At 39.6% G+C, this 24,259-nt stretch carries 24 protein-coding genes; 8 read left to right on the top strand and 16 right to left on the bottom strand.

The window, feature by feature from the left end:
• The 7 genes from IE080_RS08110 to IE080_RS08140 all read right to left on the bottom strand — a co-directional run bounded on the left by IE080_RS08110 (position 1) and on the right by IE080_RS08140 (position 7,321).
• Positions 1-231, bottom strand: a complete 231-nt coding sequence (locus IE080_RS08110; protein ID WP_189580450.1) for a response regulator — start codon at positions 229-231, stop codon at positions 1-3.
• A 95-nt stretch (positions 232-326) separates the two neighbouring features.
• The gene (locus IE080_RS08115) at positions 327-1,718 is read right to left on the bottom strand and encodes a PAS domain-containing sensor histidine kinase (RefSeq protein ID WP_189580453.1); all 1,392 of its coding nucleotides are present in this window, start codon (positions 1,716-1,718) and stop codon (positions 327-329) included.
• Entirely contained in the window at positions 1,657-1,974 is a 318-nt protein-coding gene (locus tag IE080_RS08120; RefSeq protein WP_189580455.1) for a PAS domain-containing protein, read from the bottom strand. Before IE080_RS08120 ends, IE080_RS08115 begins: the two co-directional genes overlap by 62 nt.
• The gene (locus IE080_RS08125; RefSeq protein ID WP_189580457.1) at positions 1,971-4,331 is read right to left on the bottom strand and encodes a CheR family methyltransferase; all 2,361 of its coding nucleotides are present in this window, start codon (positions 4,329-4,331) and stop codon (positions 1,971-1,973) included. Before IE080_RS08125 ends, IE080_RS08120 begins: the two co-directional genes overlap by 4 nt.
• A gap of 229 nt (positions 4,332-4,560) precedes the next feature.
• The gene (locus IE080_RS08130) at positions 4,561-4,896 is read right to left on the bottom strand and encodes a thioredoxin family protein (protein ID WP_189580460.1); all 336 of its coding nucleotides are present in this window, start codon (positions 4,894-4,896) and stop codon (positions 4,561-4,563) included.
• Positions 4,887-6,257, bottom strand: a complete 1,371-nt coding sequence (locus tag IE080_RS08135) for a hypothetical protein (protein WP_189580463.1) — start codon at positions 6,255-6,257, stop codon at positions 4,887-4,889. The genes IE080_RS08130 and IE080_RS08135 overlap by 10 nt, the downstream gene beginning before the upstream one ends.
• Complete coding sequence (locus IE080_RS08140) at positions 6,254-7,321, bottom strand: c-type cytochrome (RefSeq protein WP_189580466.1); 1,068 nt, start codon at positions 7,319-7,321, stop codon at positions 6,254-6,256. Before IE080_RS08140 ends, IE080_RS08135 begins: the two co-directional genes overlap by 4 nt.
• Positions 7,322-7,577: 256 nt before the next feature.
• Between IE080_RS08140 and IE080_RS08145 the strand changes: the two genes are divergently transcribed.
• The gene (locus IE080_RS08145; RefSeq protein ID WP_189580469.1) at positions 7,578-8,108 is read left to right on the top strand and encodes a hypothetical protein; all 531 of its coding nucleotides are present in this window, start codon (positions 7,578-7,580) and stop codon (positions 8,106-8,108) included.
• On the opposite strand, the gene IE080_RS08150 is transcribed toward IE080_RS08145, so the two are convergent.
• The gene (locus IE080_RS08150; RefSeq protein ID WP_189580472.1) at positions 8,051-8,770 is read right to left on the bottom strand and encodes an acyl-[acyl-carrier-protein] thioesterase; all 720 of its coding nucleotides are present in this window, start codon (positions 8,768-8,770) and stop codon (positions 8,051-8,053) included. The two genes, IE080_RS08145 and IE080_RS08150, sit on opposite strands and share 58 nt — an antisense overlap.
• A 110-nt stretch (positions 8,771-8,880) precedes the next feature.
• Between IE080_RS08150 and IE080_RS08155 the strand changes: the two genes are divergently transcribed.
• A complete protein-coding gene (locus tag IE080_RS08155) occupies positions 8,881-9,609 on the top strand; it encodes a lysophospholipid acyltransferase family protein (protein WP_189580684.1) in 729 nt (242 codons plus the stop codon).
• Positions 9,610-9,691: 82 nt separating this feature from the next.
• Positions 9,692-10,114, top strand: a complete 423-nt coding sequence (locus IE080_RS08160; RefSeq protein WP_189580475.1) for a rhodanese-like domain-containing protein — start codon at positions 9,692-9,694, stop codon at positions 10,112-10,114.
• A gap of 153 nt (positions 10,115-10,267) precedes the next feature.
• Here IE080_RS08160 and IE080_RS08165 read toward each other — a convergent pair whose 3' ends face one another.
• From IE080_RS08165 to IE080_RS08180, 4 genes are all read right to left on the bottom strand, one after another.
• Positions 10,268-10,999, bottom strand: a complete 732-nt coding sequence (locus tag IE080_RS08165) for a 3-keto-disaccharide hydrolase (RefSeq protein ID WP_189580478.1) — start codon at positions 10,997-10,999, stop codon at positions 10,268-10,270.
• A gap of 1 nt (position 11,000) precedes the next feature.
• Positions 11,001-11,417, bottom strand: coding sequence for a c-type cytochrome (locus IE080_RS08170; RefSeq protein WP_189580481.1), 417 nt, complete (start codon positions 11,415-11,417; stop codon positions 11,001-11,003).
• A 24-nt stretch (positions 11,418-11,441) separates the two neighbouring features.
• The gene (locus IE080_RS08175) at positions 11,442-12,494 is read right to left on the bottom strand and encodes a sugar phosphate isomerase/epimerase family protein (protein WP_189580484.1); all 1,053 of its coding nucleotides are present in this window, start codon (positions 12,492-12,494) and stop codon (positions 11,442-11,444) included.
• Positions 12,495-12,585: 91 nt separating this feature from the next.
• Positions 12,586-13,755: a Gfo/Idh/MocA family protein gene (locus IE080_RS08180; protein ID WP_189580687.1), complete on the bottom strand. Its 1,170-nt coding sequence runs from the start codon at positions 13,753-13,755 to the stop codon at positions 12,586-12,588.
• Positions 13,756-14,167: 412 nt separating this feature from the next.
• Here IE080_RS08180 and IE080_RS08185 point away from each other — a divergent pair, with 412 nt between their 5' ends.
• From IE080_RS08185 to IE080_RS08200, 4 genes are read left to right on the top strand one after another with little or no spacing between them, the layout of a single operon-like run.
• Complete coding sequence (locus tag IE080_RS08185; RefSeq protein WP_189580487.1) at positions 14,168-15,400, top strand: nucleoside permease; 1,233 nt, start codon at positions 14,168-14,170, stop codon at positions 15,398-15,400.
• 6 nt (positions 15,401-15,406) lie between these two features.
• Positions 15,407-16,282 carry a hydroxypyruvate isomerase family protein gene (locus tag IE080_RS08190; protein ID WP_189580490.1) on the top strand — a complete coding sequence of 292 codons (876 nt, stop codon included), beginning with the start codon at positions 15,407-15,409 and terminating at the stop codon, positions 16,280-16,282.
• A gap of 28 nt (positions 16,283-16,310) precedes the next feature.
• Positions 16,311-17,990, top strand: a complete 1,680-nt coding sequence (locus IE080_RS08195; protein ID WP_189580492.1) for a GMC oxidoreductase — start codon at positions 16,311-16,313, stop codon at positions 17,988-17,990.
• An 18-nt stretch (positions 17,991-18,008) separates the two neighbouring features.
• Complete coding sequence (locus IE080_RS08200; protein WP_189580495.1) at positions 18,009-18,578, top strand: gluconate 2-dehydrogenase subunit 3 family protein; 570 nt, start codon at positions 18,009-18,011, stop codon at positions 18,576-18,578.
• 78 nt (positions 18,579-18,656) lie between these two features.
• Here the strand turns inward: IE080_RS08200 and IE080_RS08205 are convergent, their stop codons facing one another.
• From IE080_RS08205 to IE080_RS08220, 4 genes are all read right to left on the bottom strand, one after another.
• On the bottom strand, positions 18,657-19,310 hold the full coding sequence (locus IE080_RS08205) for an MCP four helix bundle domain-containing protein (RefSeq protein WP_189580498.1): 654 nt from the start codon (positions 19,308-19,310) through the stop codon (positions 18,657-18,659).
• 461 nt (positions 19,311-19,771) lie between these two features.
• Positions 19,772-20,839: a M20/M25/M40 family metallo-hydrolase gene (locus IE080_RS08210; protein ID WP_189580501.1), complete on the bottom strand. Its 1,068-nt coding sequence runs from the start codon at positions 20,837-20,839 to the stop codon at positions 19,772-19,774.
• Positions 20,840-20,945: 106 nt separating this feature from the next.
• A complete protein-coding gene (locus IE080_RS08215) occupies positions 20,946-21,299 on the bottom strand; it encodes a four helix bundle protein (protein WP_189580504.1) in 354 nt (117 codons plus the stop codon).
• A gap of 131 nt (positions 21,300-21,430) precedes the next feature.
• Positions 21,431-23,014: an acyl-CoA carboxylase subunit beta gene (locus tag IE080_RS08220; protein ID WP_189580507.1), complete on the bottom strand. Its 1,584-nt coding sequence runs from the start codon at positions 23,012-23,014 to the stop codon at positions 21,431-21,433.
• 280 nt (positions 23,015-23,294) lie between these two features.
• Between IE080_RS08220 and IE080_RS08225 the strand changes: the two genes are divergently transcribed.
• Positions 23,295-24,248: a Ppx/GppA phosphatase family protein gene (locus IE080_RS08225; protein WP_189580510.1), complete on the top strand. Its 954-nt coding sequence runs from the start codon at positions 23,295-23,297 to the stop codon at positions 24,246-24,248.
• The last annotated feature ends 11 nt before the right edge of the window (positions 24,249-24,259 follow it).

Below are 24,259 nucleotides of genomic sequence, written 5' to 3' on the forward strand. Positions count from 1 at the left end.
TCATCTAATCATTACAGGTTTTCCCTCTAAATCAGGCAACCCAATATCCAATAATATGATATCAAAACTTTTATCTCTAGCCAAGATCTCCTGTGCATGCCTTAAGGTCTTCACATGTGTTACCTCTGCCTGAAGAAATTTTTCATCTAAATAATCACTCATCAGTAAATAATCCCATGGATTATCCTCTACGATCAAACAGGATATTTTGGACTTATCTTTAAAAATCATTAATTAGTTCATTTAGTAGTTTTAACAACATGCTAGCTGAGTGATTTTGCCACTTATCAGCAAACAGATGTATCATAAGAAACTATTTCAAGTTACTATTTGGGTAATGAAAAGTAAAAGGTAGATCCTTCACCTTTTGTAGATTCCACCCATATAGTACCTCCCATAAGTTCAATTAATTTTTTCACGATAGCTAAACCTATACCCTGCCCTTCGAATTCATCTTTCTTATGCAAGCGCTGAAATAAACTAAATATTTTTTCAAAATAGACGGAATCTATCCCTATGCCATTGTCTTGCACAGAAAACTCATGTTCTTTCGCTTTTTCCTGATAACCAATATGAAGGATTGGTACCTCTCCTGGCTTCCGATACTTCATTGCATTGTTAATCAAATTTGTAAATATCTGGAATACAGGAATTTTTATAGTTTTTATAACAGGCAGCTTATCGAATGTAATCTTGGCCTCCGTTTCCTCGATTAACTTCTTTTGCAGAAGTAAAACTTCCTCTATAACCTCTTGTAAATCTACCAATTCAGGTTCTTCAAAATTTTTCCCAACCCTTGAAAACCCCAACAAATCCATGATGATTTTTTTCATCCGCTTGGAACCATCCACTGCATAATGAATATATTCCCTTGCCTTATCATCCAATTGATCTTTGTACTTTCTCTCCAATTGGGTTAAAAAGCTGCTCACCATACGCAGGGGTTCCTGCAAATCATGGGATGCCACATAGGCAAATTTCTCCAATTCCTCATTGGAAAGTTGAAGTATCTTTGTTTGTTCCAATAATTGTTGATTCAATTGTTCCAAGGCTTGCTTCTGTAGCCTTTTCTCGGTTATATCCTGAATAAATCCAAATATCCTGTAGGGTTTTCCATCTATCAAATCAACCTTTCCCTGTACGCGAACAAATTTCTCTTTTTTTCGATGGGTGAGAAATGGGGACTCAAAATCAAAAGAAGAGCCTGATGTAGAAGCAATTTCAATCACTTTTTTCACATGTTCACGTGCTTCCCCTTCCGGATAAAAGGTTAGTGCCTCCTCATATAACATGACCTCATGGTCTAGAAACTCATGAATTTCTTTAGCTATCTTCGTTTGGAGTACTTCTTGAGTAACTAAATTTAATTCCCAACCTCCCAAAACTGCCATTTTTTGGATATCATCTAATAATTGCTTCGTCCGCTCTTCTTCGGTCACATCCCTGATTGAGGTAACTAATACTTTCTCCTTATCTGATAGGTGTAAAATCTTAAACTTCGCCGCAATTAAAATATACGTTCCATCTTTTCTTTTTGAACTATACAGTGTTTCTGGAACATACTCTCCATTCATAATTCGAGCATTTAACTCTTGAATGAGGGGAAGTTGGTTTTCAGGAACAAGGATAGAAAATGGCTGCCCTATTAACTCCTTTTTAGTGAAGCCATATATTTGAGCATAAGTATCGTTGAGATCTATAAAAAAACCCTGTCGCATCCGTTACACAGACCCCGGTAGTAACAACATCAAATACAGTTCGGAGCATTTGCTCTGATTTATTTGCTTTGACAGCTGCACTAATTTCCTGAGTATTTTCTAGAATGGCTAAGGTAATGGCTATAACTTCCCCTCCATGGGTTCTTACAGGGTTAAGATTCAATAGGAAGAAGCGGGTGCCTTTTTCAAAACTTTTTATCTCTGTCTCAAACCTTACCGACTCCCCTCTCCATACTTTTTCTAAGGCCCTTTTCAAAGAAATTTTACCTCTAAGATTTTCTCATCTTTTCTTAAGTTATTTCCTGAAATTTCAGTAACCAAGCTATTTGCAGGCTGATTAAAGTTCATGATAACTCCTTCTCTGTCAATTAAAAAAATTGCTTGTAAATCATTATCAAGCAAAGCATTTAATTCTCCTTTATTTCTTTCAAGTAAAAGCTCTTTTTCCCGGAGTATATCGGTAGTAGACTTTAATTCAGCATAAGCTATTTGAATTTCTTCATTCGTTGACTGAAGTTCTTCATTACTCGTCTCTAACTCCTCATTGGTTGATTGCAGTTCCTCATTGGTAGACTGTAACTCTTTATTCAGAGACTGCATCTCTTCATTACTCGTCTCCAACTCTTCAATATAGGTCTGAAGCTGCTCCTTCACTGCCTCGAGTTCGCGTTCTAACGTTAGTAGTTGCTCATTTTCTGGCGAACCTTTTACTGGGGTAAAACTTTTTGTTTTGAAAACAGCTGCATCGATTGCTTCAAATACGAGCATACAATAGCGCTCTTGCGTATCATCTATGTAAAAAGGTGAAGCATGAAGTCTGACAAAATATTCCTTGTCAAATAATACAAACTTTTTAATTTCAGCACTTCGTTTTTTTTGGTTTTTTAATACCTCTGAAATCAAGCAACGCGCGACAATTTGAAGCTCAGGGTTCAGTAATTTTATTAAATTCAGTTGTGCATCTCCTGGTATCAAACTCAGGTAAAGCCTTACATCTCCTCCAATATTCACAATATCAAACGTATCGCTGATGACCACATAAGGATAATCAAACAACGATGCTAGCGTTTCTTTTGCTGCTACATTCAGTGATTTCTTCTCGGTTGAAGGTTTGGCCACCACCGGAGCACTTGTTCTAAATTTTGAGATAGCAAAATGAAGGCGTGGATTTTTGGACTTCAGGGATTCTCTTTTTTGAAAAATCCTATATTTTTCATGTAAGGGTTTAAATAGCTCCTCATTTTTTTGAATATTCTCAGATTTTCCCAAAAACAGTAATCCATCAGGATTTAAGGCATAATGAAAAATTGGAATCACGTGATTCTGCAAGGTTGTGTTAAAATAAATCAATAGATTCCTACAGGATATCAAATCTAATTTCAAAAATGGAGGCTGATTGATCAAATCGTGTTTAGAAAATAAGATCATGGAACGGATATTCTTCACGACTTCATAATCCCCTTTATCAGACTTGACAAAGTACTTCGATACCAATTCTTGAGGCAACTCCTGAATGCTATTTTCAGTAAAAACAGCACTTCTGGCAAATTGAATAGCCATATCATCTATATCCGTTGCAAAAATCTGAATGTTGAGTGGCTTTTGTTTTGCATCCAAGATATCTTGTAATAAAAAGGCCAAACTAAGAGGCTCCTCACCTGTAGAACAACCGGGAACCCAAATACGGATAGTGTCGTTTGGTTTCTTGTGATTCACCAGCTCTTCCAAGTATTCCTTCAAAGTCTCAAAAGCTTCCTGATCTCTAAAGAACTTGGTTACGCCGATGAGGATTTTATTGAACATAATGTCCTGTTCATCTGAATCTTTTTCTAAAATAGGCAAGTAATTTTCAATACGTGAAATCGCTAATTCATTCATCCGCTTGAGAAGTCTCCGTTGGATCGTGGCCTTTTTATAGTTGGAAAAATCTGTACCGGTACGTTTGCTCAAAATCCGGAACAATTGGTCCATGTAATCAATTTGCGTGATTTCATAATCATCTTCCTCCTCATCTTCTAACTCTCCACTAAGATATTTTTTAATGAACTTCCCCATGCTTTTAGGATCGAGAATTTCATCAATCACACCAGTTTGAATGGCTGCTTGAGGCATACCGTCATATTTAGCAGTAGCGGGGGATTGGGCAAGTGCAAGACATGGCCTGTTTTTGAGCAACTTTAAACCTACAGACCCATCTTTACCTGTACCAGATAAAATAACTGCCACGATTTTATTGAAATCAGATTGATACAGGCTGGACAATAACTCATCTACAGATGGTTTTGGACCGATGGCATTGGATGGTTTTGATAATCGTATGCGTTTATTTTCCAAAAAAATATTTCTATCGGGAGGAGTTACATAGATATGGTCGACTTCAAGAAAGGTGCCATCTACAGCTTCCCGAATTGTCATAGAAGTAGACTTAGCCAATAATTGCACCAGCATGCTTTTATGAGAGGGACTCAAATGTTGAGCGATAATCAGACACGTATCATCTACGTAAGGAAAATTGGCCAAGAATTCCTGAATCGCTTCTAGTCCACCGGCAGAAGCACCTATCACTACAATATTTACTATTTTCTTTGGATTATTCAAAGATTCTTGAGCCATATAACCACGTATTATTTATACAAATACTAGTTGCTTCTTTCCATTCAAATTAGGAAAAAAACTATACAATCGCTAGCAAAATGTAAATGAAGTGAATATATGCTAAACAATTAATCTAGTCTTAATAAAATAAAAATGGAGACCGTCAGATAAAAATCCAATTACTTTACAGCAATTGGATTTCAACTACCTTCATTACTGAAGTGATTCTATTGATAATACAAAGATTTTATCCAAACATCAAATTATAATACCGTCCTATTTTTTGTTCTAATTCCCCTAATGCAACCAATCCATTACTTCGCATATACTCTTTCCCATCCAACATCAATAAAATTCCGGGAATAGCTAACATCCGCAACTGACCTGCCAACTCCCTGTTTTTTTCCGCCTCTATACGAATGATTTCCAGCTGGGGGAATTTTTCATAGACCATAGCCTGGAGTTTGGGAAATAGCATGGCACAGACTCCACAGGTATCCTGATAAAAGTAGATTAATGTTGCGGGATGCTGTTGTACCAGCTGCCCAAATTCATCTTGACTGATGGTATGGTTTAACTCCATGGCAAGGTATAATTAGTGATAAAATTGACGTGAAATAAATTAACTTTATTATAGATCCATTGAGGTCTCACTTCTCCTTGCAATAAATTGATTTTACTCATCAAGATCAAGTGAAAATTGAGTCCATTACCCCAATTCTGTGGCGTATAACGTGACCCAATATTCCACTGTGCATAAGACGGGAAAGCAAATTTATTGATAGAGATATTGGAAGGATCAGGTAAGAAATGTAATCCAGCAAAACTGTATACCTGAAGCCCTTGTTCATTGAAATTCCGCTGATAAAATAGTGTCATGGCATTGACTTGGTTAAAGCCCTCATTTCTTTCCCGTGGTATAAAGGTAAAGAAAGGGTCTTTCCCCCACTCTCTAGGACTCAAAAACCTGCCCCTCCCATCAATTCTCGTATAGGAAGCAAAAAACTGCATCTGAGGATTTTTTACTCCCAATCTAGCCGAAAGTACAATATTCAAATCATCTGGATTTTTAAAGCGCTTTAAAGTATCAGCATTTCCTCCATTTCCAACCCCATTTTGAACAATCACTTGCAAGCCACTAACCAAGATATTTTTGCTTCCTTCCAAACGCCAATCTTTCATCACTTGTGAAAAAAGGGTGTTTGAAACATTATCCACAAATGTATTATTCACTTCAATTGCCACATCTTTCGTGGGCTGATGCCTCCAATCCAAAATTGTCACAAATTCACTTTGAGTGTTTCCTCGGTATCCCGAAGGCTTTCCAAACTCTGACTGACCCACGGGATATAAACCAAAGGATTCACCTACCCCAAACCATTGAGAAGTAGAGCGTGGACTGAATCGATGGATATAGTAAGCATAAAATTTATTTTTGGAATCCAATTGATAATTCAGCTGCAATCCTTGGATGAATGTAGGCGATAAGCGCCCATCTTGGGGATTGATAAAGGGAGTGTTGATATCCATCCTACCCAATATGGCTTGGAATTTTTTCGAGTCATAGCGTAGTTGCAACTCCTCCAGTTTACCAAAAAAGGTCTTTTCAGGATTGACTACATCAAATAACCCCACCTCATAGCGGTTAAAATTACCTGTGATAGGATCTCTATCCAATAAATCAGAACTCCATAGATTGGCAAAAACAGTGTACCGAGTTGCTAGAGAAAACCCTTTGTAGCTTTGCGTATTTAATCGTATGAAGGCACTTTGTCCCAAGGCAAAATCACCTTTGAAGTCCTCCCAATAACTGGTAGACATCCAATAATTTCTGAGACCCAGCGTTCCTTGGATAGGACTTGCTGGGCGTGAGGATTCTTCTTGTGCTGGTAGCTGGGTAAGTAATAGAAAGTTAAAAAAAAGTAAAAGGCTTAATTTTTTCATTTTGATGCAATCACTTCCCTAGCGGCTTTGATTGGTTTAAAAGGTCCGAATTTATGTTGCTCTTCACTAAACTCATCAGAGAAAGGTCCGAAGGGATGGTCAATAGGTTTCTTGGATATATCTGGCCAATCTTTAGAAATATCTTTTTTAGGCCTCTCCATACTATTAATGTAAGCAGCAACATCCCATGCCTCTTCATCGCTTAATAAAGGTCGTTCAAATGTTGCTCCTAAAGGCATGTTGGTTTTGACATATCCTGCAAAACGTGACATTCGGAACAAGCCTGCACCGTCATTATAGCTATGTTCGCCCCATAAGGGAGGATAGACGTAAGCCGTCTTATCAGGCTTCATCATTCCTTGACCATCTTCCATGTGACAGGATTGGCACTGTTGCGCATATACTACCTTACCTCTGACAGGGTCTGCTGCCCTATCCAGAAAAGGAACTTCATAAATTCCAGCTCCTTTGGGAGTTTCCCCTTTGGGCACATCTTTACCCAACCATTCCATATAGGCAACCATAGCAATCATTTCTTTGCTATTCACGTCCAATGCTTTCCCATTTAGAGAGCGCTCAAAGCAATCATTGATTCGCTTGGGAATATCTTCAGACTGCCCTGACCTAGCTCTTACTTTCGGATAGGTAGATGCGACAGCTGCGTAATTATTCCCCAAAGGTGCCGTGCCGGCATTCAAATGGCAGTTTTGGCAATTCATCCCATTGGACAATTTCTTCACCTTACCGTTTGGCCCCAAGTACTCTGACGTATTGGCAATCAGTTCTCTACCGTACTTGATCGCATCTGCATTGGGTTCTTCGTCCACCTTAGACCAGTCAGGTGCTTTCCACATCCCTTCCTTGGGTACTACCCCCCTGTAAACCTCTGCTACAGCCTGAACGACTGCTGGCATCTCTTTGCCCGATTGTAACTCAGGCAGTGTTCCTCCAGTAAATAAGAATACTACCAAAGCTAACAAGAGCCCTGTTAAGGCGGTTACTCCCACAAGTAAGCCAACTAATAGCGATAGAATCTTAATGAATGGTTCGAAGATATTTTTCATGGGTTAACTGTTAATCCTATTTACAAAAATGATAAATAAAATAAAAGTTTTGCTGTGACGGATGTCACACGATAGGAAATTTGGTGGCTTAATACTTGAATATAAAACAGATTTGTAGTAGTAAGTATGGAACTAATTCTCTTGTAATTTTGAATGAAAATATAGCAGTGATTAGTTTAATTACTAAATCAAACAGATGGTTTACTATTAGTTTGCATGAAAGTTTTTTATAAGTAAGATTAATGAAAAAAGTGTCATGTTAAAACTCATTTATTGTTCAATCTATTTTAGTTTTATTGCCTTTTTGTTTATCTATTTACCTTACCCTCAGGAAGTAATTGATGCTTCACAATTCGACTTCCAGCAAAATATGTTTGCTAATGAAATGATAAAACCCATTAGAGCTGGATTTCCTTTAAAAATTGATGAACTAAAAATTAACTTATTTTCATTCCAAGAATCTGGGAAGATGTTTCATGTAATTTTCATAAGTTCATTCCCGCAATTTTCACCAATTCTAATTTATGTTGTCGTAGGTGTTTTGATTGGTTCATTGTTAACACTTTTGCTAGGCTATAGAGTCATGTTAGATATGAAAGAATTGAAAGGAAATAAAGAGTTATTGGAATATGATTTATGGAAGGTGAAAAATGAGGCTCTAAAAAAGGAAAGAGTATTGAAAAGAAAGATCATTGATCTTGAATTAAAAATTGAACAAAATTTACACAATCAAGGAGGAGAGAGTATAGCGCTAAAGACGCAAGTACCAACATCTGAAAATCCATAAATCCGATAATGTTTTTCATCTGAAAAAAATCTAATATATACCTTTTGGCCAATGGATGCCTCTGCTTGATAATTAATCAATAATGAGGAAAAGTTTAAGCCTTGCTCTAGCATAAAGTCCTCAATCCATCTGATATAACTCACATTATTGGCATGATTATTCATATCCAAATCTGAGTGCCGTACTTGAAAAACTGTTCCATCGACAGCATCTGTTAATAAATCCACCTTCACAGGGGTTAATCCACTATCGGTTACTACTGCAAACAATTCTGAAGGTAAAACTTTATCAGGCCTTTGTGGACGCTTGCTTTGAATATCCAATAATAACCAAGCGGACATTGCAGTCGCTAAGATGGCTCCTGATTCATTACACACTTCAAATGCTCGGAGAGCAAATAATTTATCTATGCCTCTCCCTGCTGTTTTGACGATGATTTTTTGTCCCCATGAGGGCAAGGAATTTACATGAATCTCAAAGCGGGACATCACCCACATGTATCCTGAGTCAAACAAATTCTGCCCAAAATCACGGCTATCAGCGTGTCTCCATGCCACCTCTTGCATCATATCTGCCAAGCAAGACCAGCGCAATTTCCCTTGAGGATCGATCTGAAATGATAAAACCTCAAAATCCTTCTCAAATTGAAATGATTGATTCATAGTATCTAACAGAAATGAAAAACCCCTGACTCACGCATCAGGGGCTATTTGCAAGCAAAGAGTTAAGAAATTGTTTAAACTTGCGTAAAAATACCAAGACCTACGAAGAAATGAAAGTTATTCAGTGGATTTACACGATTTATGCTGCAATTATCTTTATAGCACTCATGCTTGCTTTGGGCCTTTTTATTTTGATCCCATTGCTGATTCATCCAAAGGGTGGGAAAATTTCCTTCTTTTTTATCCGTGTATGGGCTAAAACTTGGTCCTTTTGCTCGGGCATCCGCTACAAAGTTGAAGGAAGAGAGCATATTCAAGCCAACACACCTTATATATACATCTTCAATCACCGTTCCTTTATTGATGCCCCTGTCATACCCATAGCCATACCCCAAGAAATCCGGGCCATAGGCAAAAAAGAATTGTCCAAAGTTCCTTTCTTTGGTCTGTTTCTATCTCGAGTGGCTGTTTGGGTAGACAGAAAAAGCCCGGAATCCCGAAAAAAATCCGTTCAGAAACTCTTGGAAATTCTACAAAAGGATATCTCCATAGTTGTAGCACCAGAGGGAACAAGAAATAATAGTGATCAAACCCTCCTCCCTTTCCAACGGGGAGCATTCCGCATTTCCGTGGACACAGGGGTTCCAATTTTACCAATGGCAGTCATTGGAGCGGATAAAATTATGAAACGGGGTTCTATTTTATTAAAACCTGGCCTAGTTCGTATTTACTTCTCAGCACCTATTGACCCCAAGCCTTACCAACCCACCAATGACTACAATGGATTGATAGAGAAAAGTTATAATAGACTGGATGCTATGATTTTAACCCATGAATAACAATCTCAATCCAAGCGAGAAGTGACAGCTGTTACATTTATTTGGAACAAAAACATTTATTTTTCGCCATAAATTGATTCCCATGCACAAGCTAATCACAACACTCGCTCTTCTGCTAGCTCTTTTTGCTGTTGCTTCTTGCCAACCCAAAGACACTGTCAATTCCGATTCAGGCACAGTAAAAACCAAAATTCATCGACTCAAAGCGGATGAATTCTATAAAATCAGTACAGAAACTCCTGGGATCTTTTTGGATGTGCGCACACAGGCAGAATTTAACCAAGCCAAACTGCCCAATGCGGTGCTCATGGACATCTATAAAGCTGATTTTGAACAACAAATTCATACGCTCCCCAAGGATGAAGCCATCTATGTCTATTGTACAGTAGGTGCAAGAAGTATGCAAGCAGCTAGATTACTTCAAAAACACGGATTTGAAAAAATTTATAATCTGGAAGGAGGAATCATGGATTGGGCCCGCTACCGCTACCCTATCACTCAATAAAAAGAAACTAGTCCAGAAGTGAAGACTTCAAAAAAGCACAGTCTATAAAGTTTATTAGATCTTTAGTAGTAAATTTTATGCCTTAGAGCCTTCGTGGTATTTTCAACCCAAAAGACCCTAAGGCAAAAAGGAAAAATTCTTTATCAGGAAATATTAAAGCTGCTTTATTCGGATATTTCTAAACCACACTTCATCTCCATGGTCCTGTAGGGAAATTCTTCCTTTCTTGTATTTTCCAAATCCAGGCATATCCTTAAACTTACTATTGGCAATCATTTCTTCCCATTCAGGAGTCCACATGGTAGTGGAAACCACCATGGTACCATTCAAATGCAGTTCTAGATTACCATCTTTCGCAATAATTTCAGCTAGATTCCAATCTCCCACAGGCTTGGCCATCTCTTCACTGGATTCAATCAAATCATATAAATCACCCGCTCTGTGGGTTCTGATTTTAGCATCTGGATGTCCGTCATTATCCAAGACCTGCATCTCAGGACCTGTCATCCAAGGATAGGCATATTCTCCGTTGTCTTGCACAAAGAACATGATACCGGAATTTCCATCTTTTGAAATTTTCCATTCTACTTGAAAATGAAAATTGTCAAACTCATCTACGGTAACAATATCCCCTCCATCAGCAGTTTGCCAGTCTTTTTTGTTGGTTGCATCTAAGTAGATGGCACCATCCTGAACTTTCCAGGCTGCCCCCACTTCATCACCACCAAATTTTTTCCATCCAGTAAAGGTTTCCCCATCAAACAAGCTTATCCACTCATTTTCGGTAACTACCTCAACCTCATCCACAACAGTTTCGGTAGAAGGTCCGCCACAAGCCATCAGGAAAGTAGCGCTCAAAAAAGCAGAAAATAGAATTCTTTTCATATTATCTCTTCAACAATAACACATACTTAACAATCGTCTCCACATCCTCTTTGGCCAAATGTGGGTGTGCTGGCATTTGGATTTCTCCCCAGTTACCTACATTTCCATTGATGACATGGGCCGTCAACATTTCAATGTTTTCAGGTGTAGCGGCATATTTTTCAGCCACATCTGCGTAAGAAGGACCTACGATTTTTCTTTCTACCATATGGCAGGCAGTACAACCGGCTTGCTTCGCTTTCGCAGAACCTTCGATAAAGATCGGGTCATCCTTGTATTTATCTTCCAAACTCACTTTTGCAGGAGCTGCAGGAGTAGAAGAACTCGCTGTCTCTGAAGATGAACCACCACCGCCACAAGCATAACTCAATGCTGCTATGGCAATAATTCCGATTGAAAATGATTTCAGTACTTTCATGGGTTAATTCTATTTGTTTGATAATTAAATTCCTAAGATTCTCTTATTGAATGACTCATCTGCTCCGGTACCCGCAAAATCATCAAAAGCTTTTTCTGTAACTCGAATGATATGGTCTTGGATAAAAGGTGCCCCTTCGGTCGCTCCTTGCTCGGGATGCTTGATGGCACACTCCCACTCCAACACAGCCCAACCATCGTAATCATACTGTGAAAGTTTGCTAAAGATAGCGCCAAAATCGACTTGTCCATCACCTAAGGAGCGGAATCTTCCTGCACGCTCGATCCAGCCTTGGAAACCTCCATACACACCCTGCTTACCCGTAGGATTAAATTCAGCATCTTTCACATGAAACATTTTGATCCGCTCATGATAGAAATCGATGAATTGTACATAATCCAAACATTGCAATACAAAATGTGATGGATCGTACAGAATATTTGCACGAGGATGTTGATTGACTTTATCTAAAAATGTCTCGAAAGTAATACCATCATGCAAATCCTCTCCTGGATGCAATTCATAGCAAACATCCACCCCATGTTGATCAAACTCATTTAAAATCGGCAACCAACGCCTAGCCAATTCATCAAATGCTGTATCTACCAAACCCGCCGGTCGCTGAGGCCATGGATAGACCAAATGCCACATCAAAGCACCTGAAAACGTCGCATGGGCATTCAATCCCAAGTTAGCAGAGGCTTTTGCTGCATACATTAATTGCTGCGTAGCCCATGCGGTCTTTGCTTTTAAATCTCCCGCCATTTCTTTGGGAGCAAAGCCATCAAATAATTCATTGTAAGCAGGATGTACCGCTACCAACTGCCCCTGCAAATGCGTAGAAAGCTCTGTAATTTCCATCCCTGTCTCCTGCACAATTCCTTTGACTTCATCTGCATAAGTCTGACTAGTAGCCGCCAATTCCAGATCAATCAATCGCTTATCCCAAGAAGGGATTTGCACGCCTTTGTAGCCTTTGGATGCCATCCACTCACAAATGCTTTGGAGAGAATTAAATGGAGCTTGATCGTCAGCAAATTGTGCCAGAAAAATTGCAGGACCTTTGATAGTTTTCATGGGTTTAGGTTTAATTTAGGTTAGAATGATTCATTCACATGAAAGGCTAAATTAATAAAATCTGTTTTGAAAGTACCTTTCCAGGAATGAATTAATCCTTCAGCACCTCAAAAGGTGTCCATTTTTGACTACTTTGATTGCTTTTGAGAACAAGGTCAATAAAAGCCATCCCACGGATTCCATCTTCTGCACCTGGAAAATCCAACCACTCTGGCAGTGGCACTACCCCTTTTCGCTTCGCATAAATCGTTCGGGCAAAATTCCTGTAAATATTGGCAAATGCTTCAATATATCCTTCCGGATGTCCCGCAGGCGTACGCGTGTTCGCTTGCGCTAAACTTCCCAAATAAGAAGTCCCAGCTCTGAAAACTTCATCTGGTCTATCCGGCCAGCGGGCTACCAAGGAATTATTTAACTCTTGCTCCCATTCCAAGCCTCCTTTATCTCCATACACGCGGATTTTAAGGTTATTTTCCGCACCTGTATTGATCTGTGAAGCTGTCAAAACGCCATTGGCACTATTGGAGAATTGGAGTAACAAGGCCCCATCATCATCAATGTATCTACCTTCTACTTTGGTATGCAAGGAAGCACAGATTGCTGTGACCTCAAGACCTGTCACATACTCTGCCATATTGAAGGCATGGGTTCCTATGTCTCCAAAGCATCCTGCCTTACCATTTCTAGCAGGATCTGTTCTCCAAGATGCTTGCTTATTTTCATGCTCCAGCAATCGGTACAACCAACCCTGTGGATACTCAACATATACTTTTTTCACCGTTCCAATGGCGCCTTCTGCAATCATTTGCTTCATTTGCTTGATCATGGGGTAGCCTGTATAGGTGTGTGTAAGGCAAAACAAGGAGGAACTCGTTTGGATACATTTATATAAACTTACTGCTTCCTCATAGGTCAAAGTCATCGGCTTGTCCAATACCACATGAAAACCTGCTTCAAGCGCTTTCTTAGCAGGATCGTAATGCACATTATTTGGAGTTACGATACAGACAATATCTATGCGCTGCTCTTCGGGAAGTTCCAATTCTTTAGCAAATAGCTCATCATAATGACTGTACACTCTCGAGGGATCAAGCATGAGTTCCTCCCCCGCTTGCCTAGATTTTTCAGGATTACTACTGAATACTCCCGCGACAAGTTCGATTAGGCCATCCATCAGTGCAGCGTTTCTGTGAATTGCACCAATAAAAGCCCCCGGCCCTCCACCAATCATCCCCATCTTCAATTTTTTCATAGTTTTCATCATGTGTTGTAGTTTTTTTAAAGAGTTTTTACATTTTTTTTCTAAACGAACATTTAAGATTTCTTTACCTCCGTCATTCTAAAATAGATTTTCATCATTTTTTTTCAGCCAAAATCCGATTACTTAAAAAAAGAAGGTTTCAACTTTTTCAATCGTTTGAAATGATTTGTTATTAAGGAATAGACAAGCAACCATGCATTTAAGATAACTTGTATTTCACGCAAGATTGTGTTCAATCTGTATCAATTGCCGAATGATTTTATGAACGGTTGAGCTTCATTCAGTCAAAATCCACAATTTGAAACATCATTGCACAGTATTCTCTAATTCTAGAAAAATAGTATATTTAACGCTCTAATAAAACAAATTACGTTTTACTCATTAGCAATTAAACCAAATTAAACCTTTCTCTATGAATTCACTAACCCGCTCAAAATTATCCTTCATGATGTTTTTGGAGTTTTTTATTTGGGGCTCATGGTTTGTTACCTTAGGAACATTCCTTGGCACCAACTTAGGCTCCAGCGGAACACAAATTGGCGCGGCCTTTTCCACTCAGTCTTTTGGAGCCATCATTGCTCCGTTTATCATTGGACTCATTGCAGATCGATATTTCAATGCTGAGCGAATCTTAGGGATTCTGCATATCATCGGGGGTATTTTGATGTATTTCTGTTATCAATCTACCAGTTTTGAGGCTTTTTACCCGGCGGTTTTTCTTTACATGATATTATTTATGCCAACCCTGGCTTTGGTCAACTCGGTATCTTTTAGACAAATGAAAAATCCTGAAGCTGAGTTTGCCTCTATTCGAGTATGGGGTACGATTGGCTGGATTGCAGCTGGCTTAGCTATCAGTTACCTATTTAAGTGGGATGCTGCGGATAATTTGGCAGCAGGTCAATTGAAATACACCTTCCTGATGGCTTCCATCACATCTATTACCCTAGGCTTTTTCAGCTTTACCTTACCTAAAACTCCACCAAGAGCAGATAAAAATGAAAAAGTGAGAATCGCTGACTTTTTGGGATTGGATGCTTTGGCCTTATTGAAAGACCGAAACTTCGCAGTCTTTTTCGTTTCTTCCATTTTGATTTGTATTCCTTTGGCCTTCTATTACCAAAATGCCAATCCGTTTTTAGCAGAAATCGGCGTCAGTGACCCAACAGGAAAAATGACACTAGGACAGATCTCAGAGGCCTTGTTCTTGTTATTACTACCGGTTTTCTTTAAGCGGTTTGGGTTTAAAGTCACCATCTTGCTGGGGATGATCGCTTGGGTATTGCGCTATGCACTATTTGCGATCGGAGATGCTGACGGAGGCTTATATTTGTTGATTATTGGTATTGCCCTTCATGGGATTTGTTATGATTTCTTCTTTGTATCCGGGCAAATCTATACTGACTCTAAGGCCGGCGCAAAATTCCAATCTGCAGCACAAGGCTTGATTACCTTAGCAACGTATGGTATTGGTATGTTGATAGGTTTTGCTGTGGCAGGTGCGATTACAGACATGTATCTCATAAGCGAAGGAAATCATGCATGGTCTTCTATTTGGATGATTCCATCGGGAATTGCTTTGGTAGTGGTAATCATATTTACCATATTCTTTAAAAACGAAAAAGTTGCCAAAATAGACGCCTAAATAACCATGAACCCAACAAATAGAAGAAATGCGTTGAAAAAGATTGCGCTCTCGGGCGTGGTATTGAGTGGTACAGGCCTGAACCTGGCATGTGCACAAACTTCCGAGAAACAAGCATTGAAAGGCAATCTCAAGCACTCGGTATCCTATTGGACCTACAGTTATCTTGGATTGGAAGGCCTTTGTGAGACAATCAAAAAAATTGGCTTTAATGCCATAGACCTATTAGGCCCCAAGGACTGGCCAACCATCAAAGCCCATGGGGTAGAGTGTTCCATGTGTAATGGGGCAGAAATCAGCTTAACAGAAGGGTTTAATGACCCAAAAAACCATGACCTACTTGTTAAAAATTATTCGGAGATAATCCCTCTTGTTGCGGAAGCAGGTTTTACAAACTTGATTTGTTTTTCGGGTAACCGCAAGGGGATGGATGATGAGACCGGTTTGAAAAATTGTGCGAAAGGTCTAAAAAAAATCATCAGTTTGGCAGAAAAACATGATGTTGTTTTGCATATGGAGCTATTAAATAGTAAAGTTGACCATAAGGATTATATGTGTGACCGCAGCACATGGGGTGTAGAGCTTTGTAAGCAGGTAGGTTCTGAAAATTTTAAACTCCTTTATGATATTTACCATATGCAAATCGATGAGGGAGATTTAATACGCACCATTCGTGAAAACCACCAATATTTTGGTCATTACCATACAGCAGGTAATCCCGGTAGAAATGAAATCGATGATTCACAAGAAATCAATTATGCTGCGGTGATGAAAGCTATTGCAGAAACTGGCTTCAAAGGATATATCGGACAAGAGTTTGTTCCAAAAGCGGAGGACAAGATTGCATCCTTGGAGCAGGCTATTAAAATATGTGACGTGTAATTACAATAAACTCAAACAAATAAAGATTATGGCAGACAATACCTATGACGCTATCGTTGTCGGTTCGGGAATCAGTGGCGGTTGGGCAGCGAAAGAGTTGACAGAAAAAGGCCTAAAAGTACTCCTTTTAGAAAGAGGGCAGAATGTAGAACATATCAAAGACTACAAGACGGCCACACAGGCACCTTGGGAAATTCCTCACCGAGGAAGAAGAACGGTGGAAATGCTTGAAAACCACCCTAATTTGAGAAGGGATTATGTGTTGAATGAGCAAAATTTGGATTGGTGGGCACATGAAAGTGACTCCCCGTATGTAGAAGAGAAGCCATTTACTTGGTTTAGAGGCTATCAGGTTGGTGGGCGCTCATTGATGTGGGGAAGGCAAAGCTACCGATTAGGTGATATTGACTTTGAAGCAAACTTGAAAGAAGGCATAGCTGTGGATTGGCCTGTTCGTTACAAGGATTTGGCTCCATGGTATTCTTATGTGGAAAAGTTCGCTGGGATCTCTGGCAACAAAGACGGGTATTGGGTGCTTCCTGATGGGGAATTTCAACCACCCATGCCACTCAACTGTGTGGAGAAAGATGTGGCAGCCCGCGTCAAAGAAAAGTGGGATGGTAGAAGAATGGTTACCATAGGCCGTGTAGCTAACCTTACGGAGCCTCTTCAAAACCGTGTTAAATGTCAGTTTAGAAATAAATGTTGGTTAGGCTGTCCATTTGGAGGTTACTTCAGTACGCAGTCTTCCACGCTTCCAGCTGCCATGGCTACCGGTAATCTGACATTAAGGCCTTGGTCTATTGTAACGCGTGTATTATATGACAAAGACACTCAGAAAGCTACCGGAGTAGAAGTGTTGGACGCTGAAAATATGCAAACCTATGAATACAATGCGAAAATCGTATTCTTATGTGCATCAGCTTTCAACTCTACTGCCATCTTGATGCGTTCCGCTACCGATATTTGGCCAGGTGGCTTGGGCAGTAGTTCGGGTGAATTGGGACACAATGTGATGGACCACCACTTCAGGCTTGGAGCCAACGGTATCGCTGAAGGCTATGAAGACAAGTATTACTTTGGAAGAAGACCAAATGGAGTGTATATCCCAAGATTTAGAAATGTTGGTGATGATAAAAGAGATTATTTGAGAGGATTTGGCTATCAAGGAGGTGCTTCCCGCTCTGGCTGGAGCAGAAATGTAGCCGAAATGAATTATGGTGCACCTTTAAAAGAGGCTTTGAGCGAACCAGGACCATGGTCTATGGGCATCACAGCATTTGGAGAGATTCTTCCATATCATGAAAACACCATCAAATTAAGCAAGGAAGTGAAAGATAAGTGGGGAATGGAAGCCTTGGTGATGAATGCAGAAATCAAGGAGAATGAGAAAAAAATGCGGGTTGACATGATGAATGATGCCGCCGAAATGCTGGAAGCTGCTGGTCTGAAAAATGTCAAAACATTTGACGCAGGATATACATTCGGTCAGGGAATCCATGAAATGGGTACAGCTCGAATGGGTAGAGACCCAAAAACGTCTGTATTGAACGGCAACAATCAGGTGTGGGATTGTAAAAATGTATTTGTAACGGATGGTGCCTGCATGACCTCTGCGGCAGCACAAAACCCTTCACTTACCTATATGGCCTTAACTGCCCGAGCAGTTGACTTTGCGGTGAGCGAATTGAAAAAAGGAAATCTTTAACCACTGAACCAAGAAATCATGACTATGAATAGAAGAGACGCTTTGAAAAGTGTCGCATTGATGATGGGAGGAGCATTTGTTGGAGCAAATGTGCTGTTGACAGGCTGTGCTCCTGAAGACCAAATTGTTGGACTTAACTTCTCTGAAAGGGACATTGCCTTCTTGGATGAGTTGGGTGAAGCCATTATTCCTACTACCGATACTCCAGGAGCTAAAGCCACTGAAATCGGGGCATTTATGGTGATGATGGTAACCGATACTTACAATGCTGAACAGCAGCAAAGCTTTGTTGATGGCTTGAATCTTCTTCGAAAGGATTTCAAAAATGCCACCGGCAAAGATTTTATGGCTGTAAATGTGGAAGAACGAACTGCCTATCTCAATGAATTGAAAGCTGCCGGTAAAGCGAGCGTGGACGCTCCTGCTGAGTTGATTCCAACAATTCTAGGTATGCTTCAAGACCTGACAGTCTTAGGTTATTTCACCTCGGAAATAGGAGCAACGCAGCAATTACGATTCTATGAAGCCCCAGGAAGATACGATGCATGCATTGATTATACACCTGGAGACCGTGCCTATGCCCTGTAATTGCTAGTTCACTTGCAACTAACCCAAAAAAAAGAGGCTGCGCAAACAGCCTCTTTTGATTTTTGAAGGTGGTTTTTCTTATTGAAGGAATTCTGAATTGATGGTTCGCTTGGTATACAGTAATAGGTAAATAATCCCTGCCAAAATCACCAAAGCAGCTAATTCAAATTGTGCCCAAATTTTGGATTTATTCACCACACGGTCAGCCTCATCCGCCATCCGCTTCCCTTCTTCCATTTGTATTTCGGATAACTTTTCTAAGTCAATCAAGGCCTGTTCGATAGACTCGTTATATTTACTAACTTGGGCGATATTGATCCCGTCTGATTCTGAGAATAAAAGATCGTAATTGTTGATCCGAAGACTCTCCTCTATGATGCGTCTGAAATCCTCTAAGAAAATCGCTTCATTAGCTGTTAATCCTGTTTTTTCAAAATCGTCCACAGTCGTAAGGATTTTCTCCTCTAACACTTCAATGTCTTTAATTACATCTGAGTAATCACTTTCCAACTCACAGTGATTGACAAGCAATTTGATTCGAAATAAATTTTCGGAGATAGAAAAAATGTATCCTTCCACCACTAAGCGGTCTTCGTAAACGGAAATGAACGATTTCCCCAAATCATTGAAACTTCTACGTTCCAACACATTTTTTCCAACAATGATGGTGATAATAAAGGTCAATAAAATAGCGACCCTGATCTTATTCTTTTGTAGTTTGGTTCTACTCATGGCTATTTTGGCTTAACTCAGGAAAAGCGCTTATACTTTTCAATTTCTTACCTAAATAAGGCTGATTTACGCAATAAACCTAGCAAAGTATCCACAAAAATAGTTATGGTAGCCATAATTTAATTTTATGAATTCTCTAATGTTTGGTAAAACTGTGATTAATAAATTAGATGAATAGTTACCAACCAATAGCAGGAAAGTTGTTAGTTGAGTGAATAAATATTGGTTGAATGAAGTCAAAACCAGTTACTGAGATTCCAATTTTCATGGCTGATAGTCAACGACTAGGGACACTAATTCAATTCTCTTTTTTTCCCTGATTTTACACTTGGCACTTCGTTTTAGTTTTTTGGCACAAGCTCTTTCAATTGGGTTTTTGAATCTTGGGTCTATTGTAGGAACTTGGTTCTTGGTATCTAGTACACTATAAGTTTTAACTTTCAGTTCTCACATTGAACTTTTCAAACCACATACCTGAAATCAAAGGCAGGATCAAACTCCAATAGAAACTTATACATCAATTCAATCACCTGTTCAATATCCTGCTTACTAGCTGTTTCAACAGTCGTATGCATATACTTTAATGGAAGGGAAATCAAGGCTGAAGGAACACCTTCATTGGAATACGCAAAAGCATCGGTATCCGTACCTGTGCTTCTCGAAGCTGCTGCCCTTTGGAATGGAATTTCATTGTTAGTAGCTGTAGCAATAATCAAATCCAATAATTTTTTGTGTACAGCAGCCCCATACGTCAACACGGGACCATTGCCCGCTACTTGATCCCCCGAAACAATTTTGCTGTACATGGGAGCAGTGGTATCATGGCATACATCTGTAATGACCGCAACATTTGGCTTGATTCGAGCGGCAATCATCTCTGCCCCTCTTAAGCCGATCTCTTCCTGCACTGCATTGACCACATATAGACCAAAAGGTAGGCTCGCTTTTGACTCCTTGATTTTCCGGACAACCTCTGCAATCATGTATCCCCCAATTCTATTGTCCAAAGCCCTTCCGGAAAGAAACTTCCCATTGAGTTCTTGTAATTCATCTTTAAACGTGATTACACAGCCCACATGAATTCCCATTTCAAGCACCTCATCTTTGGTTCGGGCTCCTACATCAATGAAAATATTATCCAAAGTAGGAGCATCCTCTTTTCCATCCTTACGAACGTGAATGGCAGGCCAGCCAAACACACCGGGAATAATTCCTTTGTCTGTATGAATATTGACCCGCATAGAAGGAGCAATCATGTGGTCTGAGCCACCATTTCTGCGCACATAGATGTATCCCTCAGGAGTGATATAATTCACAAACCAAGAAATCTCATCTGCATGGGCCTCTATCACCACTTTATATGGATGATCAGGATTAATGACACCCACAGCAGTCCCATAGTTATCTGTAAAATACGTATCAACAAAAGGCTTGACATAATCCAGCCAAATTTGCTGTCCAGATGCCTCAAATCCGGTTGGAGAGGCGTTGTTGAGGTAGGTAGTTAGGAATATTTCTGAAGATAGCATAATTTATATTTTGAATGTCAACAGTTGACTGACGACGGTCAACGGTTTTGATACACGTATAAAATGGAGATGATTATTTCTTAAACGATTGGTCGGACTAACTCATTCAAGTTAAAGAGTTTCTAAGAGCCTGTATGCTTTTGATGAGATCATTATACTTGTTGTATAAATTTGTAAAGTCCTCTTTTTTGATGATTTTCCTCATTTCACCAAGATACAAACAAGTCACTACTTCTAAGGCAGAACGTATACTGTAATTCAGGAACCTTTTAAATTCAGCCGAACTTTGACCTGTAGACCCCTCTGCAATATTTAGGACGACAGAATCCGCGGCTTTTTGCATTTGTGTTCCCAAAACGAATTTTTCGTGTGAAGGAAACTCCTGAATCACATTACTTACCTCAAAAGCCAGTTCTAAAGCAGTCCTCCAAACTTTTAGCTTTTCAAACTTGAACCCCATAGTAAAGTGGATTAAATTTTACAAACTGGATAAAGAACATCTAAGAAAACGAATTTATTCTTTTTACGAATAGTCGTTAGTTTTAGTTGTTACGAACAGTTAACCGTTGACCGTTGACAGACCTACCTCACTTACAGAGGGATATTCCCATGCTTCTTTCTTGGCAGCTTATCTACCTTATTTTCAAGCATTTTGTAGGCACGGATGAGTTTTTCGCGGGTTTCGGATGGGAGGATGACTTCGTCTACGAACCCTCTATGGGCTGCACGGTATGGATTGGCAAATTTAGCGGTATATTCGTCGATTTTTTCTTGGAGTTTTTCTTCTGGGTTTTCGGCTTCGGCAATTTCACGTTTGAAAATAATTTCAGCAGCACCTTTGGCCCCCATCACGGCAATTTCCGCAGTTGGCCAAGCAAAGTTTAGGTCTGCACCGATATGTTTGGAATTCATAACATCATAAGCACCACCATAGGCTTTACGGGTAATTACCGTTACTCGAGGCACGGTAGCCTCCGAAAATGCATACAATAATTTAGCTCCATTAACGATAATCCCATTCCATTCTTGATCTGTACCTGGCAAAAAGCCTGGCACATCTACCAATACTAACAAAGGAACGTTGAAAGAATCACAGAAACGAACAAAACGAGCAGCTTTGATGGAAGCATCATTATCCAACACACCTGCCATAGACTGAGGTTGATTACCAACAATCCCAATACTTCTTCCCGCTAATCTGGCAAATCCAACAACAATGTTATCCGCATAGTTTTTATGCACTTCCATAAATGAATCCTCATCTACTATTCCATTGACTACTTCACGGATATCATAGGGATGATTTGGGTTGTCCGGAATAATGGTATCCAATTGAGGTCTTAATTCATTCTCCTTCTTTTCGTACTCATAAACTGGTGCCTCATCTTCACAGTTCTGAGGAATATAGCTCAATAGCTGCTTGATATGATTGATGCAATCCAATTCATTGGTACAGGCAAAATGTGTCACTCCACTCTTCGTACTATGTGTACTGGCACCGCCCAACTCCTCAGCTGTAACAGTTTCTTGGGTAACCGTTTTTACTACGTTTGGACCGGTGACAAACATGTAGGAAGTGTTTTCCACCATCAAAATAAAATCAGTAATCGCAGGAGAATACACCGCACCTCCGGCACAAGGCCCCATGATCGCAGAAATTTGAGGCACTACTCCTGATGCAAGTGTATTTCTGTAAAAAATATCCGCATAACCACCCAAAGAGACTACGCCTTCTTGGATACGGGCACCACCAGAATCATTTAAGCCAATAACAGGCGCACCGTTTTTCATGGCCATATCCATGATTTTACAGATTTTTTCAGCATGGGTCTCAGACAAAGAACCTCCAAATACCGTGAAATCCTGAGAATATACATAGACCAATCGCCCATTGATTTCCCCATAACCAGTGATTACTCCATCACCAAGGTAATGCTCCTTATCCAAACCAAAATCCTTGGCTCTATGCATCACAAACTTGTCAACTTCTTGGAATGTACCTTCATCCATTAAAAAATCTATCCGCTCTCGGGCAGTCAATTTGCCTTTTTTATGCTGAGCTTCAATTCTCTTGGCTCCTCCTCCGAGTAATGCCTCATCATTCTTTTTAGATAAAAGTTCGAATTTCTCTTTGTTGGACGGCAGGCTATAAATTCCTTTGACTTGACTTTTCATAAGTTTAAAGTTTGCTTTCGACGGTTATTTTGGAGTGACTTTAGAAAAAACCTTGCTTATGAAGGCTAGTTACTTTCGATCATCATCCAGTGTGTAAGGTATTATCTTGGTCAAATATAAGTAAGGACTGCGATAGTGAGAAAAATTTGTTGGTCAATGACTATACAATTTACCAAAGTAACAAAAGTATCACTTTGACTTCCAGCAAAATTGACTGAAAATAGGTTAGCAGTTTTTAAGATTATGTTTCTATATTCGCACATCTTAAAAATAGGTGAGTATGAGACCTAGAAAGGCTGCAATTATCGATATGGGGACCAACACATTTCATTTGTTGTTGGTAGAAATTTTAGGAGAGAGATACACGACTTTATACAAAGAAAAAGTTGCTGTAAAAATAGGACAGGGGGGAATTAACCAACGTGTAATTCAAGCCGATGCCGAAAAAAGAGCCTTACATACCCTCCAACACTTCAAAAACCTGATTGATGGTGAGGGAATAACCGAAATATTTGCATTCGCTACATCTGCGGTAAGAAATGCAGAAAATGGTCAAGCCTTCGTCGACAAGGTATTACAAACCATTGGCATAGACATCAATGTCATCGATGGAGTCCAAGAAGCCCAAATGATTTACGAAGGAATCCGACTAAGTGGAGCCTTGAATGAGGAAGTTTCTTTGATGATGGATATTGGTGGAGGATCTGTCGAGTTTATCATTGGTACGCAACAAGCTGTCTTGTGGAAACAAAGTTTTGAAATTGGAGGTCAACGCATGCTGGACCTTTTTCACTACCATGACCCAATTCTGCCCGAGGAAACACAAAACTTATTTGAGTACCTTGAAAGTAACCTTCAAGAATTAATCTCCGCTATTCAAACATACCAACCTACACGCTTCGTGGGTGCTTCGGGAACATTTGATACCTTATCCGATATCTATTACGCATCTTTACACAAGCATAAAACTAGAGAGGAAAGCGTATTTTTACTTCCAAGAACTTCTTTTGACCAAATTTCCAACCAGCTACATACTTTACCCAAGGAAGAGCGACTTAAAATCCCGGGCATGATCCCTATGCGTGTGGATATGATAGTAGTTGCATCCTGTTTGATTGAATTTATTTTAGGATTCCTTTCAGTGGAACTCTTAGTATGTTCTAATTTTGCCCTCAAGGAAGGGGCCATCGCCCAACTGATGGGAAAAGATTCTCTGGCTATGGCAGAGAAATAAGATCAACGATG

This window comes from Mongoliitalea lutea (genome assembly GCF_014652135.1).
Lineage (GTDB): Bacteria > Bacteroidota > Bacteroidia > Cytophagales > Cyclobacteriaceae > Mongoliitalea > Mongoliitalea lutea.